Below are 16,873 nucleotides of genomic sequence, written 5' to 3' on the forward strand. Positions count from 1 at the left end.
TCTTTATTGCCAGAGGAAGAGGAGGGTGTTGAAGGGAATAAACATAGGATTCGGTAAATAGAGCTAAAATTTAGCAAAACCAGACATATATTAAATGGAAACTCTGTATCCAAATGTAAAGATATCAGGATAAATAGTAAAAAAATAAAAAGTGGTGTGTATTATGAATGGGTATCTGTAAAAAGGCGAGGTCAGAGTATTAATAAAACTCCTGGATTTGTTTTGAGACGTGCCTTCTCAGAAATCCGTACTAACCATTACCTTTCGAGTATATAATAGGAAGGTATCTTAAAGTATACTGTGCTTTCATCTTCTTAAGAAGAGTCAATACAAGTTTTACCGACTTCAAAGCACGTATTTCCAGCCGTCTTTTTTCAGATTGTCCCTGTGTACCTGATAATCAGGCATCAGTTCCCTGACCAGCTTCCAGAACCGCAAAGAATGATTTTTCTCTTTTACGTGGCAGAGTTCATGTACTACCACATACTCAAGCTGATCGGGAGGAGCCATGATAAGCTGGAAATTTATCCTCAGGACATTGTCTGCGGAACAACTTCCCCAGCGCCGTTTCTGATGCTTCACTTTAAAAACCGGAGTAACTACCCCGAGTTTTTTCGAATAAATCTTCAGAAGTTTCTCAATCTCCTCTCTGGCACGTTCACTATAAAAACTCCAGATCGCTTCTTTCACCAGGAACGGAATTTGATCTTCAGAAGTATTCCCAGGAATTTCAACTCTAAGTTCAGAATCCTTAAGAAGAGCCAGGGGTTTTTTAATACTATTTTTGAATACGATTTTTAGAGGATATTCCTTGCCGAGATAAAGATAGCTTTCACCTTCGGAATACTGCTTACTCGGATCAGGCAGCCTGTTTGCCTCGAAAAATTCAAGTTTTTTAACAATCCACTGCGCTTTTCTTTCGACCATTTTCCTGATAATATCCACATTCAAACCCTGAGGCGCCCGGAATTCAATTCTCAGGTCGGGGCGGACTAAAATAGCTGCTCTTTTTCTCTTTTTACTATAAATAATTTCATAACTTATAGTTCGGTCACAGGCTTTTATACTGTCGTATTTTCTCATATTGATTTCTCGATTAAATCTCGACTCTTGTTGATCTTACATCAGGCTCCGTTTTAACTTTTCCCTTTTTTCTCAACAAACCGCTGCACCGTTTGACCACGCCGTCATGCCGGTTTTCGCTCAAGCCTTTTTTCGAAAGGCTTGTGATCAAGCAGTTTTTTTAAAAAAGTCTGCGCTGCAACCCTTTTACAAAGAGGCTTTACTGAAAAGCTTTTGCAGAAGAAAGTTAGTAGGAAGGTTTATGGAGTTCGGGAGTGAGACCTCACACATAAGCGGTATACATATTGTATGCCCGTGTATAGTGTTCGAGAACAAGCAAGGTAAGGATGTTCGTGGTTTTGTCGAAAGTATAGACAAGCACAAAGGGACCGATATGTATTCTCCATTTTCCCTGAAATTCGGTTTCAAGAGGGATGCCCATCTCTGGTCTGTAAGCCAGAAGGCTGAGGCGGTGTTTTACGTAATCGTAACTTTGCCTGTCAAGTCGGTACAGGTTTTTAAGGTTTCTGCGGACCGAGGGGTGAAGGGCTACTCTGTATGTCATTCCTCTACCTTTTCGAAAAGTTCATTAAGCTCAAAAGCAGGCAGGTTATGGAGTAAGCTATCCTGTTCCGCTTTCCGGATCTTAGAAGCGAAGGACGGCTGAAATGCAGTCTCTGGCGGATACTTGATTTCATTGAATTTTTTCTCGAGCTCTTTTAGCTGGCTGAAAATTTCCTCAAGCATCATACTCATCAACTCGTTCAATCCACAGATCCATCTAATAATCCCAGGATTAAATCAGGCAACTTCCCGGATTAGTTTATTAATTCCCGGTCTGACTCCGCCGATTAGCAGTGGAATTTAAAAGTTTATACTGGACTTTAATGTCAGGCTTTAAGCACTGTTTCTCATTATTTTTGAACCTTTGTTTAAAGGAGAGTTTAATATACTCGTTTATATAAATTTCGGGTTTTTAAATATGGTTTAGAATACATTCCATACAATTACCCACGTACTATTTATATTTTTAAATAAAATATATCTCCGCATTTTTAATCTAATGCGCCCCAATTACAAAGAATCCCAATTCTAAAAAATGGACAGGAGGCATTTAAATACAATACAGCATGGGCATTGACGCAGGAGGCACCTACACAGATTCGGTCATTATTCGGGATTCCGATGGTAAAGTGATGGATTCTAGCAAAGCGCCTACCACCTATCCAGACCTGCTTGAAGGAATAAGGAACTCCATAGATGGGCTGGATGAAAGATATCTAAAAGATGTAAAAATGGTTTCGGTCTCTACCACGCTTGCAACGAACACAATCCTTGAGAAAAATGGCTATCCTGTAGGCTTGATTCTTGTAGGAGACTACGAAGTTCCGGAAAAAATGGATATTGAGTTCTATACTATTGTAAAAGGAGGTCACGACCACCACGGAGCCGAACTTACTTCTCTTGATCTGGAAGCTGTAGAAGCCTTTGTCCGTAAGGTTAAGGACAAAGTCTCGGCTTTTGCAGTCTCTTCCTACTTCAGTGTTCGAAATCCTGCCCATGAACTGGCAGTCAAAGCCCTCATTAAGGAGCTTACCGGAATGCCTGTAGTCTGCGGGCACGAACTCTCTCTTGACCTTGGAGCCTATGAGAGAGGGATTACAGCCTACCTGAATGCTCAGCTTATTCCTGTTGCAAATCAGTTCATCCGTTCAATCAGGGAAGAAATTTCCAGGCGGGGAATGAATTCGAGGCTGCTCATGCTCAAATGCGATGGCTCGGTCGTGGGCATTAACGAAGCTCTGGAAAAACCAATCGAGTCCATCTTTTCGGGCCCTGCAGCAAGCCTTGTAGGAGCCTCTTACCTTTCAGGGCTTGATACCTGTGCGGTTATTGATGTAGGCGGGACAAGTACGGATGTTTCCATGCTCGAAAACGGGCTTCCTGAACTCTGTGCCGACGGGGCTGTAGTCGGAGGCTGGCAGACAAAGGTTAAAGCTATCAGGATGGAAACTTCGGCAATGGGAGGAGACAGCCATATCTGGGTCCGAAATATGAAAATAAACATCGGTCCAAGACGAGTTATTCCACTCTGCGTTGCAGCTGTCAAATACCCGGGTTTTCTCGAAACCCTGAGAAAAGGAAGAATCCCCGGAACTATGCACCTTGAGGAAAATGTGCAGCCTACCAAGTTTTTTGTAAGGACAGGGCTCGAACCTTCCGACCTCGGAAAGCTTGAAAAGGAACTCTTTGACAGGATAGGGGATTTCCCGACATCTCTTAACGATATCTTCTGGGAGACCCAGAAAACGCTTTTTCCGGGCTTGCTTGATTCGCTCATAAGGAAACGTCTGATACAGGCAATTGGGTTTACTCCAACGGATGCGCTTCACGTGCTTGGGGAATATACCGAATGGGATGAAGAAGCTTCAAAGGTTGGAGCAAAACTTCTGGAGCGCTATACTCAGATCGACCATATCGAGCTCTGCAAACAGATAAAAAAAGATGTTGCGCGGAACATGGCTCTAAACCTGTTATCTTTTGTTCTCAAGGATGTGCCTCCGAAGGAAATCGAGAAAATCCTCCTTTCCGACAGGTTTATACAGTTCAGGATGAAAATTCCAGTAGTGCTCATTGGAGGCCCAGTAGTTGCATACATAAAAGAACTGAAACAGATTCTTGATGCTGAAATTATAGTCCCTGAACATGCCAAGGTAGGAAACGCAGTCGGAGCTGTTATGGGCAAGGGCATAAAAAGGCTTGAAATCCTGATCAAAAGCACATATTCAAAAGACAAGAAGAGAATGGTTCTTTTATTCTCCCCACTGGGCAGGGAGATCTTCGGAAGCTATCCCGAGGCTCTGGAATACGCTGATACCCTTGGAAGAAGACTTGTCATGGAATATATGACCGAATCAGGTTTCGATAAAGGGCAGGTTCAGATAGAAGTTAGCAAAAAAGATATCTCTTTGAGTGAAACCGGAGCAATACCTGTAGAGACAAAGCTTGTTTTTGTAGGTGTCGGGCTGCCAAATGTCTGATTTCCAGAAATTTTCTGGGACACTTCTATTATCTTAACCTGCACTGTAATTGACGTCCGCAGGACAAGTACCGATGTCTCACTGATACAGAAAGGGCTTCCTCACCCTAGCGAAACTGAAGCGGTTATCGGCGGTTGGTAGACAAAAGTCCAGGCACTTCGCATGGAGACTTCGGCTACGGGTGGGGACAGCCACATCTGGGTGCAGGGCGGCAATTTCCGGACAGACTAAAACTGGATGAACATATCCAGGCAGTAAAATTCCTTGTCCGAACAGAATAGAAGCCTGTTTTTTGAAATCGGGGCTACCTTACTTGCAAACATGTTTGAAGCTAATTTCTTCTGCCGTTTTAAAGTGGATATTCCTGTTGTCCTTCTGGGGGGTCCCATCTAGAGCTTATGTGAACGAAATGAGAAAGCTAATAGATGCTGAAATTTTTGTTCCTGAGTATTCAGATGTTAGAAATGGGGTCGGAGCTCTTGCAGGAAATGGGACAAAACGTATCGGGATAATCGTGCGTATGCTTTACAGTGGGTCAAAGTACGACCTTAAAAAACAGAAAGTATTTTTGTATGTACCCCTAACGGAAGGAGGGATTTCATGATAGGAATGAAGCCATGGATTTCGTTGAAGAATTTGGAAAAAAGTTGATTCTTGATTACATGACTGAGCCTGAATTTTTACCTGAGCAGGTTACAGTTAGTGTAGAAAAGAAAGATATAAAAATCCATGCAGGTGAAATTCAGTGGAAATGAGATTTATCTTTGAAGGAATTGCGAATTACAATGTCTATGAAAAAGCTCTATCTGGACAGGATAAATCCGACGAGGGCTTCAGAGAACTAACTGAATTGAATTCCCCTCTGGACTGCACCTCAAATTTGAGGTGTTAAGTCTTTTAAAGCTGAAGTTAATATGATAAAGTTCATAACTCTGGTGTACATTTCAGTGATGAAAAATAGGACTATCAACCCAATAGTTCAGTTTACTACTTTAAAAAAACCTTAAACTATCTATGTGTATTGGTTGCTTGTACAATGAACCCGCATAGTAGACACATAAAATCCTTAAGGAGTTAGCATGATCCCAAGAAAAGCATTTATGACAAAGGGTACTGGGGTACACAAAGACAGACTGGCATCTTTTGAACTTGCGCTGAGGGATGCAAAAATCGAGAAATATAACCTTGTAAGTGTCTCAAGCATCCTGCCTCCCAACTGCAAAATAATACCCAGAGAAGAAGGACTCTTAGAGTTGAAAGCTGGTTCCATTGTCCATTGTGTACTTGCAAGGAACGATACTAATGAGCCTCATCGTTTAATGGCTGCAGCTATAGGAACTGCGATACCTGTAAACGAAGAAAACTACGGGTACATCTCCGAACACCACTCCTTTGGAGAAGAAGAAATTATTGCAGGAGAATATGCTGAAGATCTGGCAGCAACTATGCTTGCAACCACCCTTGGTATAGAATTTGATGCAGAAGCCGCCTGGCACGAGAGAGAGCAGGTCTACAAAGCAAGCGGGCACATTTTCGATACGTTCCACATCTGCCAGACTGCAAAAGGCGATAAGAACGGAAAATGGACTACTGTTGTAGCTGCACTGGTCTTTATTACAGAGTAAGATCAGTTAAAGAAAATAAATTAGGGCTATTTTTAATTGGGTTAAGGGGAAGAAATTCCAGCCTTCCCCCCATCTAATAAAAGATCAAGGGCTGGAAGAGCTCGTCCCCAATCCCGAAATTTTTTAATTTTTTCCATCAGGTGGAAATCTGTAGCCTGGAACGCAGGTTAATGAATCAATTGAACCTTCTGAATTCCTATACTTAATTCCAATGTATTATTACTCTTTTCCAATGTATTATTACTCTTTTCCAATGTATTATTAGTCTTTGGCCCTGGGAAGTTACATGGTCTTTCTACGCTTTCAGGTACATTCAGGAGAACGATATTTTTTTCCTGTTTAAAGCGGCTGGAACATTTACTGTACCTGAATCAGTGTTTATGATTTGTTTATTCTGAGAAAACACCTTTTATTCTGCAAAATAGATCATTTTATTGGGCAGAACTGTCAGTTCGCTATCCTCGATTCCTGAAAGGATAAGTTTCTCTATCCTTCCCGAGGTATTTTTACGGGTAGTTTTTATCCCGAGAACCCTTGAAGTCTGGACAATAAGATCCTCAAGTGGGGTTGAATACTGGTTGTTCAGGACAAAACGAATAGCTTCTTTTATTTCCTCGTCGCAGATCCATTCGATTTTTGCAGGTGCGTCTCCAGCACGCCTGCGCAGGAGACAGGCAGGTTCCGAAACCGGCCAGTAAAACTCACCTTTTACTCGAATTTTCCCGGAATTTTCGGCAGCCTCCACAGCATCATATATTCGCTGTTTTATCTTCCCGAGCATGCGGGGAATTCCTGTATGCGATTTTATCCGCTGCGGCAGGAGTTCTGCATGAATAGGACCCTCACATGCTACAATCCTTATAATTGCTTCCTCAAGCTGCTTATCAGAAACCTCAGAAAGATCTCTGGATTGCGGAAGTCCTGAGGAAAGGCAGACTTGGTAAAGGGGTACCATCGCTTCTAATGAATTATCTTTCCCGGACTGTTTTTCAGGCTCGTTTTCTGGATAATCATCTTCTAAGTCAGGTTCGGATTCAAAATAACCTTCCGAACCGTAGATATAAGCAAACTCATTAAGTCGCCTGCGCTTCTTTCTTTTCTCGGGAACTGAACTGAAATCTATCTCAGGATAAGCCTGGAAGAAACTTACTTTCTCAGGCTCAGGCTCAGGTATGGGTTCAGTTCTGTCTTTGTCCGATCGAGGGTTTGCATTAAATCTAAGAAGTTTTGATTTTCCTGACCTTCTCACAGGCTTCTTGCGGGAGTTTGCGTTGGCAACCTTAACCAGTGACTCTGCCCTTGAGGTCATTTCTGGCAGAAAGTCCTTACTTGAAGGGGCAGTAAGCCCTTCTTCCAGTCTGAAATATGCGCCTGAATAAGGCTCTTTAACTTCGGTTCCAAAGGAAGTCTCGGGAAGAAGTTCGGCTTCGAAAGATTCTGAAAGGGAGCTTCGGTCAAAAAACCCGGTTTCAAATTCCTCGCTACCTGCATTCTCATTACTTTCTGCGGGCAAAGCCGAAACAGAGAATACTGGGTTTTCAGGGGAATCCGAAAACTTTCCTGCAGGAGTGTAATTTAAGGGTTCAGCCCAGGAAGATGGTTCGTTTATAACAGGAATTTCGGGCATGGCTTCGGGTTTTGCCTGTTGCTTTGCCTGTTTTACAGCTTCTCTTACAGCTTCAAGCAGTTTCTCCCTGCTTTCTTTCGGATGCAGGTACCAGTCCGTTGACCAGACTCTGTAGATCTTCCAGCCAAGCCCCTCGAGTACCTGCTGGCGCAGACGATCACGATCCCGTGCAACATGCAGGGAATAATAATCTGCTCCGTCACACTCTATTCCAAGCACATAGTGTCCTGAATGAACAGGGTCAGGGACTGCAAGGTCGAGCCTGTAACCTGCGCAGCCTATCTGCCTGTGGACTTCGAAGCCATTTTCTGTCAGGAAAGCAAAAACTGCCTCTTCGAAAGGCAAATCGAAGGTTTCCCCACTGCATGCGGGCGAGGGAAGCCTGCCGCTCTCAGCAAACTCAAGGAAGACTTTCAGGGCTCGGAGCCCGAAAGGCGAATTTTCTTCCAGATTTAAATCCCTTGATGTAAAGTTTGAGAAAACAACGCATTTTTCCCTGGCGCGTGTAATAAGAACATTGAGGCGTCTTTCCCCCCCTTCACGGTTAAGGGGACCGAAATTAAGAGAAAGCTTTCGGTTGCTATCAAAACCGAAACCCACACTCAGAAATATGACATCCCTTTCATCGCCCTGAATAGTTTCGAGATTCTTAACGAAGAAGTGCTCTCCTTTTTCATTTACCGAATTCAGGTCAAATCCCGGATTTACTTTAAGCAGGGCTTCGATTTCTTCCTGGATGGCTTCCTGCTGTTTCACATTAAAAGTCCCTACACCGAGGCTTTTGTCGGGATACCTGCTGAAGTGTTCGAGAACCGCCCTTGCAACAACTCTTGCTTCTAACCGATTAACTCCGCTTTTACCCCTGTCATAAACCGCATCCGGAAGGTGCACGAACTTCAGCCCGAGCTTTTCGTCTTTTTGCATTGGCGAAGGGTAAACATAGAGCTGGTTATCGTAAAATTCCTGATTTGAAATCGCGATAAGGGATTCATGCCTGCTCCTGTAGTGCCAGCGCAGGGTCTTTACCGGGAAGCTGCGTTTGCAGACATTCAGGATGCTTTCCATATCCCCGGCTGCAGTATAGTCATCTGGATCACTCTCAGGAGCGAGTACAGTATCGAAAAATTCTGTTGGAGGAAGCTGCTTTGAGTCTCCCATTACCACTACCTGTTTTCCGCGCAGGAGAGCTCCAACTGCATCTTCGGGTCTGACCTGACTTGCTTCGTCAAAGATTATCACATCAAAACGGGTGCTTCTGGGGTCAAGATACTGTGCAATGGAAAGCGGGCTCATCAGGAAACAGGGCTTGATCTTCTGAATGATGCCACCTGCTTTCTTCATAAGGGTGCGGATAGGCATATGCCCTCTTTTCCGGTTGAACTCATTGAGTAAAATGCCTGCTTCCGAAGCCCTTGAAGCACCTGAATTCAATTTTGGGGCTTCTTCATAAGCCAAACAGATTACCCTTCTTTGGTTTTCCAGAAGCACTTTTTTGTCAAGTTCCCTGAACTTTTCAAGTTTACTTTCGTGCAGCTCACGGATGAAAGTAGAGAGCGCAGGTCTCTCCCTGAAGGCTCGATTCAGGAGGATCTCGGCGTAGTTACCTTCAAAAGCAGGAATCGCATCCGAGACATCAAGTTTTCCGGATTCAAGATCCTCTATCATAGGTGCTGCCTTTGTTTCCAGACATGCCTGCCGGTATCCGAGATACTGGCTCCAGAGTATCAGGGAAGAAGTTTCGTTTTTCCATTTCATTATACGGGATTTTAACAGGCTCAATTTTACAGTTTCCAGGCTATGTCCAAACATTTTATTGAAATCCGCGCCTATTCGAATCCCAAACTTATTAAGTGACTCCAGAAACTCCTGCTTTGCAGCAAGCACCCGGTTGGCTGCCGATTCAAGAGCTGTATTGTCAATTCCGGCTGCTATAAGCCTGAAACTTCTGTCCGTCAGAATTCCTTCTTTCAGGTATTTCCGGAAGGGAATTACCCACTGACTGTATTCCTCAAGGAGAGCAGGATCGCTTTCTAAACCTTTCCAGTAATCTCCAAAATACTTTTTACCTTTTGAATCCGAATTTTCAAGCTCCAGCCTGCAGGCCTTATATTCGGAAAGCGAAGCAAGATCAAGAAGGATTTTGCTGTCCCGCAAAGGTGCTCCTGAGCGATAGCAGGCTGAAATCTCTTTCCTGAGCTTCCTGTATTTTGGGTTTAAAAACTTGAGGAGACTGCTGGAAAGCTCCTCGAATTTAGAGGTATCAAGATCAAAAATCGCAGGGTTAAAGGTTTTCTCCACAAAAGTCCTGAGCTCAATATACCGTCTGAAGCTCGAAAGCAGAGCGTCAGCCCCAGCTCTTGAGGTTTCAGATTCCCACTCCAGATTCTGAAGCATTCTTTCAGGCAGGGGGTTTGTTTTCCCCAGAAGCCTTGCGGCTTCGATTGCAGTTTCAATTCCTTCGAGAGTTCTGGGCTTTGAGGTTGCAGAGAGGTCATTAAATGTTTTTATGGCTGTTTCCAGGGCTTCAAAAGCTGCTGCACATTCGTCTGTAAGGACTTCGATTTCTCCGAGATCTGAAGGCAGTACGAGCCCAGGTTTGCAGCCATACCAGGGATTTTTCCGGATAGGACTGAGAAAAGGAAGTACCTGACCCAGTTTTTCCAGAACAGTTTTTGCATCGGTCCAGGCTTCAGGCTCCCAGGTTTCAGGCTCTTGAAATTTGTAAGCAGGCATTTTCAGATTTTTTGATTCGAAGTAAGCCTTTGTTTTCTCCCTTATGCCATAAAGGGTATAGAGGCTGGGATAGAGATTTCCAGCAGGCTTTCCAAGGGACAGGGCATACTGGTTGAGTTCATGTTTTAGCTTCTCGAGCTCATTGAGATCTCTGTCAGGGCGTATTGGGGAGGGGGCTGCACGATTCAGGGTTTTCTCCAGTTCTTCAAGCACGGCTTTTTTCCGGGTCTGGTTGCTGTGAATTTCAAGACAGAGTTCTCCCAGACCAGCCGAGTCCAGCCTGCTCTTTACCACCTGAAGGGCAGCCATTTTTTCACTCACGAAAAGTACGCTTTTTCCCTGTGCTATAAGCTCTGCAATGGCATTAGCAATTGTCTGGGACTTGCCGGTTCCGGGCGGTCCCTCAACGACAAGATTCTTTCCGGCTTTTATGTCTTCAATAACCGCGATCTGGGAAGAATCGGCATCCATTATCAGGTACGTGTCTTTTGCTGAGAGTTTCAGGTCAACCTCATCTTCAAGGAAGCCGGAATCCTCACAATCGGGATCCCCAGGATTAAAAACTTTCTGAATCAGGGGATGGTCAGCAGGAGTCATGTCCTCAGGCCAGGTTGCAGGATCGAGATCCTTATACATTACAAATTTTTTGAAATTAAAAAGGTCAAGACAGACCTCAGGCAGGAGTTTCCAGTCTTCTTTTTCGCGGATTTCCCGGGATACAGCCCTGAAGTATTCTTCAATGCCTGCAGCTTCTTCAGGCATCTCGAATTCGGGAAGAAAGATTCCAAATTCCTTCATTTTTGCCTGGAGAGTAATTGAAGTAAAGATTTCGTCTCCTGTCCACTGGATGCTGAAAACACGGCTTTTTCCTACGCGTTTGAGTTCGACAGGAACCAGGAGAAGGGGAGCTTTAGGATTTTTTACGGCTACCCTGCTGTCGTTCCACTGCAGAAAACCCAGAGCAAGGTAGAGCACAGGATATCCCTGTTCTTCAAAAATAGAATTTGCTTGATTAAAAACATAAAAAAGCTTCTTATCAAGGGTTTCGCTGTCATCCGGGGTTTCCAGGAAGGATTCAGAACGGAAACTCCGGATATTGTCTTCTTTCTGGGATCTGTCTTCTTCGGAAATAAGGGTTTTTCTTATTGTTCTCAAAAGTTTGCTTTCCTTTTCCGAAGTCTCATCTTCTTCCCCAGTTTTGGTTTTTCTTCCTTTCTTGGACCTGGTTTTTGCTCTGAACCTCAATGACTTTTCATGAAGGACAAAAAGTTCATAAATCTCTTCTGGCTTTCTGCCTGAGATTAAGATTGTCCTTCTCTGAGAAGGGCGGTAATTGAGAAGATTGTTTCGAAGGGACAGATCAAGCAAATTCTGCCTCAGTGCTTCCAATTCCTTAGCTACATCTACCATAAGAATACCAGGTTCTTTTCAAATAATCAATGAATGTATACGATAAATAAGATGCAGAACATTTATTTAATAAATTTTACTCTGTTCTGCCAGCCATAAAGTTTGGAATGGAGGAGAAATACAACCCGGCTCGATGAGAGCTCCTTTAAAAGGAACATATTTAAGAATAATACATTTAAGAATATTTTCCTTCTTATATCTGAAAACAATTCCTCTACTATTAGAGTTTTTCTTTATGTTACGATTACTCCTCCCAGAGCTTTGAACGCAGTTATTGTGTCGAAACCGTTGCGCCGGTTTATCACCAAGCGTTGCGCCGCTTGACCACGCCGTTGCTTGGGGTTTTCGCTCAAGCCTTTTTTGAAAAGGCTTGTGATCAAACTTTTTTCTAAAAAGTTTGTGATCAAATATTTTTTCCAAAAAGTTTGCGCTGCAACCTTTTTATGAAAAGGCTTGCCGAAACCGTTGTTCCGGTTTATAACGCTCATGAGCCCTGTTAATTAAAGAATCGAATTTGTGAATATGGTTGTCACCTCGAGGAGGGGCTCGAGAAGGTTCTTGATAAGCCCTGTTTCAGGAGACTGCCATATACCAAAAAGCGCAAACAGCCCGAAAAGAGATACCCGGGTTGCTGGCAGCCTTTTATAAATCACGACTTAGCAACACTGTCAAAAAAATCATTTTATAAAAGTAATTTCGATAATCTTAAATCCTGTCAAAACAAAATATATGGCGGATAGGCGAGTGCGGAAAAGATTAATAAAAGGCGTGTTTGGGTTGCTTTCTCAACTATCATCACATCACCCCCAAACACGCCTTGCCTCATGTTCGTGTATCTTCCTGAAGCCACCCACTTTTTTTTGCTGCTTTTCTTTTTTCAGCTTTGGGAATTACAGATCTTCCCTCATACTCTTTTACTGTATCCTTTTTTTAATTTCCTCGTGATTTAGTTTTTCCTCGTAGCCCCGAATGCAGATGCCGACGTGTTAGACTTGGGAAGTTTGCTCTTGACTCCAAGTATCCTGACAATAATCAGGCTTATTTCAAAGAAGATTACCATGGGCACGGCAAGCATTATCTGACTGAATACATCCGCTCCCGGGGTTATGGCGGCTGCAATAATCATTATAAGGACATAAAGATGCTTTCTATAAGTTACAAGTGTGCTGTATTTTACAAATCCATTTCGGGTAAGGAAGGTGAGTATTATCGGAAGTTCGAATACCAGACCGAACATTGCCGTTCCTGTGGCTACGAACGAGATGAACTTGAAGATAGAATAAGTTGCAGTTACCCCTGAACCGGCTGCATCCATATAGAGGTATTTGAGGAAGAGGGGCAGCATGAGGAAGTAGGCATATGAAGCCCCGAGGATGAACATAATAATGGCACTGATGCCCAGTACAACAATCTGACCTTTTCCTATCGAGATTGGAATCCGAATTGAGTACCGCCTCGAAATAGCCCTGTAGATATAAAATGCGATAAGAGGCAGGGTAATGAGCAGCCCTATTAACACCGATAGTTTGAGCTGCAGCATCATTACTTCCAGAGGGGAAATGTAAATAAGTTTTGCACCCTCTGGGAGGAGATCTTCTTTCATCCTTTCTATCAGGGGTCCGGTAAACTGAAATGAGAGAATTATACCTGTAATAAGGACCCCTGCAATCACAAGTAGCTTATTTCGCAGGGTCAGCAGGATTACACTGAGATTTTCAATGGCTTCAGACATATGGAGTACCTATCCGGAAAAGCAAAAGAAAGTTCCTTCTCCCGTTTAAGGGAATTCTGGTTCATTGCAGGAGCCCAGGGCAAGGAGAACTATTCACTGCAGTGGTTCTTATCATCAACTTTCTTTTACCTATTTTGTTTTTTCGTTCTTGGTTTGTTTGGCTCTTTTCACGGAATCCTTTGAATGTTCCACGGAACTGCCAGCCATCCAGGAGGAATTCGGTTAAAGAGAGCCAAAGTTCGAGTATGTGATAAGGATGGCAAAGTGCAGATGACCGGGAAATAGCAGTTACCTTAATAAGTTACCTAAATAGGTTATATTAATTATAATAAATATATTATATTAATTATCTTAATCGAGTTTTATAATCCTTCAGATTATATCAACTATCTTAATCTGATTAAGTAATTACCATAACTATATTAAACAAATTTCTCAAATAAATTATATCAATTGCGATAACTATATTATATAAATTATCTTAATTAGGTTATATTAATTACCATGATGCAATAAAATAATTATCTTAATTTGGTTATATTAATCATTTTAAGTGTTTTCCATTATATTTAGTAACTCAGCTGCCATAAGTTTTCAGGTACGCCCTTCTTAAGGTATGCTATAATCAAATATAAAAAATGCAGTAGAAGATATTACGAAAAGAAACCGTGAAATGAACTTCAAGTTCCCCTGCACAGGCAAATCGGAACCCTGGCAGAAGGTTTGTAGATTCACATTTAATAGTATTTACATTTAATAAGATTCAGATTAATAATATTTACATTTGATAAGATTCACATTTAATAATATTACATTTAATATTATGTTCCGATATTAATATATTTATCCAGTACATATGAGCGGAAAAAATGGACTCACAGCACACAGACAACGGAAAAATAATTTCTACCGGACAGGTATCGGGAACGAATATTTATACCTCAGGTGTTCCGGGAGATATTGAAGTACCTATTACTGCCCACCTGTTCGAGCTAAGGAACCGGCTGGCAATCGTTTTAGTCTGGCTCTTTCTGGGAATAATTCTCGCTTTTCCATTTTCGGCAAAAGGGATGCTGCTTCTCTGGAAGGAGTTTATAAGTACTGACCTTTACATGACAGCATACTCCCCCCTTGAATGGACTTTTGCCCGCCTCAAGCTCTGCCTGGTCTTCGCCCTTGCAATCTCAGTTCCGCAGTTCTTCTACCAGCTTTATAGATTTGCGGGCAAGGGACTTTATCCGCATGAGAAACGGTTTTTCCTCAAGGTTATTCCGGCGTCTTTCCTGCTTTTTCTCTTCGGAGTGGCTCTGGGTTACTTTGTTGTCCTGCCTGTGATGTTCAAATACATCCTCCTTTACTCGGGCGATATGGCTACAGCTCAGCTCTCAGTTCAGAACACCCTCTCAGCCGTAACTACGATCCTGGCAGGCTTCGGAATTGTGTTCCAACTTCCCCTGCTTTTAGTCTTTGCCGTAAAGATGGGGCTTGTGGAGTACCAGACCCTCAAAAAGCAGAGAATACTGGTCTACAGTATAATTCTGGCAGTTTCGTTATTTCTATCCCCAGATCCAACTTTTATCGCCCAGATGGTTGTAGCACTTCTACTGGGATTACTGTTTGAGTTCAGCCTGCTGCTTGTCAGGTTATTTTGAGATTAGTCTGTCTATTTAATATAATTTCTTTCTTTTAAAATATAAACTACTCTAAAAAACCTCAAAGTAAGCCAGTCCACCGATCTTTTTACAAGAACTTTTATATTTGATTGTTGATAATAACCAGCAATGATAGGTACACCAGAATTGATAGCAATCATCGTTGCTGCTCTCTTCCTCTTTGGACCCCAGAAGCTTCCTGAGCTTGCACGGTCTTTGGGAAGTGCAATGGGAGAATTTAAAAAAGCACAGCGTGCGGCTGAGCTTGATCTCACTCAATTCGATGCCTATACCCAAAAATCCAGTAATACGGCAGCTCCAGGAGAGAAAGAGAAGGAACAAGAGGACACTCCGGGCAGCAGTAAAGAAGCAAAAACTGATGCAGGTTTAAATGTCAATAATACAGGCATGGAAAATTCGCTCGAAGCCGAAAAATCTGCCACTGGACCGGAAGAGCCCAGAAAAAACTGAAATTCAGGACTTAGCTGTGATGAAAAGAAGGTCTGGAGGATAGATTTAAGGAGAGAGCCAGGGAGATAGACTGAATGGAAAAATGAAATAAAAAGAGTTAAATATATAAAATATCTTACATAAAATATCTTATAACAAATAAAGTAGAAGCTTTATATATTATAAAAAAACTTAGCTTAACTTAGCTATATTTAAAATTTTTATCCCATTATTGCTGAATCAATTATATTTATTTAAGAAAGCGATAGTTGAGGCCAAGCCAATGATAGGCACAAATGAACTCTTAATGATTTTCGGAGTAATTGTACTCCTTTTCGGGGCATCCAAACTTCCGGAACTTGCCCGCTCCATGGGAAGTTCAATGGGAGAATTTAAGAAAGCCCAGAGAGAATCGGAACTAAGTCTGAAGGAATTTGAAAGGTCCCTTAAGGAGCCCGCAGCTTCGAAGAGCAAGATACAGGAAACCGCCGAGAAACTCGGGATTGATATAAGAGGTAAAACCGACGAACAGCTCCTGGATGAAATCCAGAAATCTGCAGAAAAGCCAAAGGAAGTCTCCGAACCCTGAGAATACCTGAAAAGTTGCTTCTCTGCTTTTCATGGCATTTAACTCAGGTTTAACCTTTTATCGAAGCCTGTCATTTTAATTTTATTTTAGCTCATATTCTTAATTTTATTTTCAATCGGGTCCGGATAGTGTTATAATTCATCAGGAGACCTTTTGTGGTTGAGTTAATCAGCGAAGTTGACAAAAACGATAACTTTCTCAGACTACGTGATCGAGAGGATTTTTATTCAGGAGAACACATCCACAGGGCTGCTCAGCTTATCCTGCTTAACCCTGAGAATGAAATGCTCGTACAGAAAAGGTCGTCTAGAAAACGCTGGTATCCGAACCGTTACACATACTCGGTAAGCGGTACTGTAGCGGACGAATCTTATGAAGCCTGCATGATGCGGGAAATGCGTGAAGAGATCGGAATCTCAGTTCCTTTCCGGAAACTATTTAAGATCTCCTGTATTTTCGGAAACAAAGGAGCCTTCCACATGATATTTTCAGGTCGATGCTCGGCAAAAATTGCAAACTTAATTCGACCAGATCCCGAAGAAGCCGATTATGTTGAATGGATAGATCTGGAAGAATTGTACAGGGCTGTCAGAGCCGAACCTGAAAAATATACGCCTTCCCTGCGAGCAGGAATTATAAAAATCTTCCAGGAAGGATATGAAAAATATCTCTTCTGACAAAGTAATAACTTTTTTTTCTAAGTAATGAAAACCTTTTCTTAACTTTTTCTTAAAGAGATTGGAGCTTATATTTCTAAAAACAAAGTCTCAATAGAATGAAAAGATAGTAGATTGGATACATTCAGAATCTGGTCTCATATAAATGGCGCGTCAGAATCACATCCTCAAATTTTGAAAGAAAAATTTGAAAGAACAAATCTGGATAAAGAGATCATACAAAATCACTCTTAATCTGCGATAAATGAAGCCATTGATTAATCAAAAAGGAAATG

General features: G+C 42.3%; 16 protein-coding genes and 1 pseudogene. 11 read left to right on the plus strand and 6 right to left on the minus strand.

Annotated elements, in window-relative coordinates:
• Window positions 1-345 precede the first annotated feature (345 nt).
• From MSTHT_RS01500 to MSTHT_RS01510, 3 genes are all read right to left on the minus strand, one after another.
• Window positions 346-1,083 carry a M48 family metallopeptidase gene (locus tag MSTHT_RS01500; protein ID WP_048166265.1) on the minus strand — a complete coding sequence of 246 codons (738 nt, stop codon included), beginning with the start codon at window positions 1,081-1,083 and terminating at the stop codon, window positions 346-348.
• A gap of 262 nt (window positions 1,084-1,345) precedes the next feature.
• Entirely contained in the window at window positions 1,346-1,627 is a 282-nt protein-coding gene (locus MSTHT_RS01505; protein WP_048166266.1) for a type II toxin-antitoxin system RelE family toxin, read from the minus strand.
• Complete coding sequence (locus MSTHT_RS01510; protein WP_231588141.1) at window positions 1,624-1,830, minus strand: hypothetical protein; 207 nt, start codon at window positions 1,828-1,830, stop codon at window positions 1,624-1,626. The genes MSTHT_RS01505 and MSTHT_RS01510 overlap by 4 nt, the downstream gene beginning before the upstream one ends.
• A 350-nt stretch (window positions 1,831-2,180) precedes the next feature.
• On the opposite strand from MSTHT_RS01510, the gene MSTHT_RS01515 reads away from it, so the two are divergent.
• The 7 genes and pseudogenes from MSTHT_RS01515 (at window position 2,181) to MSTHT_RS01525 (ending at window position 5,728) form a co-directional block, all read left to right on the plus strand.
• On the plus strand, window positions 2,181-4,103 hold the full coding sequence (locus tag MSTHT_RS01515) for a hydantoinase/oxoprolinase family protein (protein ID WP_048166267.1): 1,923 nt from the start codon (window positions 2,181-2,183) through the stop codon (window positions 4,101-4,103).
• Between the two features lie 36 nt (window positions 4,104-4,139).
• Window positions 4,140-4,310: pseudogene (locus MSTHT_RS15545) on the plus strand (hydantoinase/oxoprolinase family protein); the annotation flags it as partial.
• Complete coding sequence (locus MSTHT_RS14695; RefSeq protein ID WP_181952213.1) at window positions 4,238-4,384, plus strand: hypothetical protein; 147 nt, start codon at window positions 4,238-4,240, stop codon at window positions 4,382-4,384. The pseudogene MSTHT_RS15545 and the gene MSTHT_RS14695, both read left to right, overlap by 73 nt.
• 119 nt (window positions 4,385-4,503) lie before the next feature.
• Window positions 4,504-4,707 carry a hypothetical protein gene (locus tag MSTHT_RS14700; RefSeq protein WP_181952212.1) on the plus strand — a complete coding sequence of 68 codons (204 nt, stop codon included), beginning with the start codon at window positions 4,504-4,506 and terminating at the stop codon, window positions 4,705-4,707.
• Window positions 4,708-4,720: 13 nt separating this feature from the next.
• Window positions 4,721-4,858 (plus strand): hypothetical protein, encoded by a 138-nt coding sequence (locus tag MSTHT_RS14705; RefSeq protein ID WP_181952211.1) that lies wholly within the window; start codon window positions 4,721-4,723, stop codon window positions 4,856-4,858.
• On the plus strand, window positions 4,849-4,995 hold the full coding sequence (locus tag MSTHT_RS14710; protein ID WP_181952210.1) for a hypothetical protein: 147 nt from the start codon (window positions 4,849-4,851) through the stop codon (window positions 4,993-4,995). Before MSTHT_RS14705 ends, MSTHT_RS14710 begins: the two co-directional genes overlap by 10 nt.
• A gap of 187 nt (window positions 4,996-5,182) precedes the next feature.
• Window positions 5,183-5,728, plus strand: a complete 546-nt coding sequence (locus MSTHT_RS01525) for a pyruvoyl-dependent arginine decarboxylase (protein WP_048166268.1) — start codon at window positions 5,183-5,185, stop codon at window positions 5,726-5,728.
• Window positions 5,729-6,137: 409 nt separating this feature from the next.
• On the opposite strand, the gene MSTHT_RS01530 is transcribed toward MSTHT_RS01525, so the two are convergent.
• The 3 genes from MSTHT_RS01530 to tatC (MSTHT_RS01540) form a co-directional block, all read right to left on the minus strand.
• On the minus strand, window positions 6,138-11,498 hold the full coding sequence (locus MSTHT_RS01530) for a DUF3320 domain-containing protein (protein ID WP_048166269.1): 5,361 nt from the start codon (window positions 11,496-11,498) through the stop codon (window positions 6,138-6,140).
• Window positions 11,499-11,731: 233 nt separating this feature from the next.
• On the minus strand, window positions 11,732-11,986 hold the full coding sequence (locus MSTHT_RS14715) for a hypothetical protein (protein WP_197071756.1): 255 nt from the start codon (window positions 11,984-11,986) through the stop codon (window positions 11,732-11,734).
• Window positions 11,987-12,444: 458 nt separating this feature from the next.
• Window positions 12,445-13,230 carry a Sec-independent protein translocase TatC gene (gene tatC, locus MSTHT_RS01540; RefSeq protein WP_048166271.1) on the minus strand — a complete coding sequence of 262 codons (786 nt, stop codon included), beginning with the start codon at window positions 13,228-13,230 and terminating at the stop codon, window positions 12,445-12,447.
• A gap of 869 nt (window positions 13,231-14,099) precedes the next feature.
• On the opposite strand from tatC (MSTHT_RS01540), the gene tatC (MSTHT_RS01550) reads away from it, so the two are divergent.
• The 4 genes from tatC (MSTHT_RS01550) to MSTHT_RS01565 all read left to right on the plus strand — a co-directional run bounded on the left by tatC (MSTHT_RS01550) (window position 14,100) and on the right by MSTHT_RS01565 (window position 16,598).
• Complete coding sequence (gene tatC / locus MSTHT_RS01550) at window positions 14,100-14,882, plus strand: twin-arginine translocase subunit TatC (RefSeq protein ID WP_048166273.1); 783 nt, start codon at window positions 14,100-14,102, stop codon at window positions 14,880-14,882.
• Between the two features lie 129 nt (window positions 14,883-15,011).
• Complete coding sequence (locus tag MSTHT_RS01555; protein WP_048166274.1) at window positions 15,012-15,353, plus strand: Sec-independent protein translocase subunit TatA/TatB; 342 nt, start codon at window positions 15,012-15,014, stop codon at window positions 15,351-15,353.
• 262 nt (window positions 15,354-15,615) lie between these two features.
• The gene (locus tag MSTHT_RS01560; RefSeq protein WP_048166275.1) at window positions 15,616-15,921 is read left to right on the plus strand and encodes a twin-arginine translocase TatA/TatE family subunit; all 306 of its coding nucleotides are present in this window, start codon (window positions 15,616-15,618) and stop codon (window positions 15,919-15,921) included.
• A gap of 155 nt (window positions 15,922-16,076) precedes the next feature.
• On the plus strand, window positions 16,077-16,598 hold the full coding sequence (locus tag MSTHT_RS01565; protein WP_052721790.1) for a Nudix hydrolase: 522 nt from the start codon (window positions 16,077-16,079) through the stop codon (window positions 16,596-16,598).
• Window positions 16,599-16,873: the final 275 nt, after the last annotated feature.

Source organism: Methanosarcina thermophila TM-1, assembly GCF_000969885.1.
GTDB lineage: Archaea > Halobacteriota > Methanosarcinia > Methanosarcinales > Methanosarcinaceae > Methanosarcina > Methanosarcina thermophila.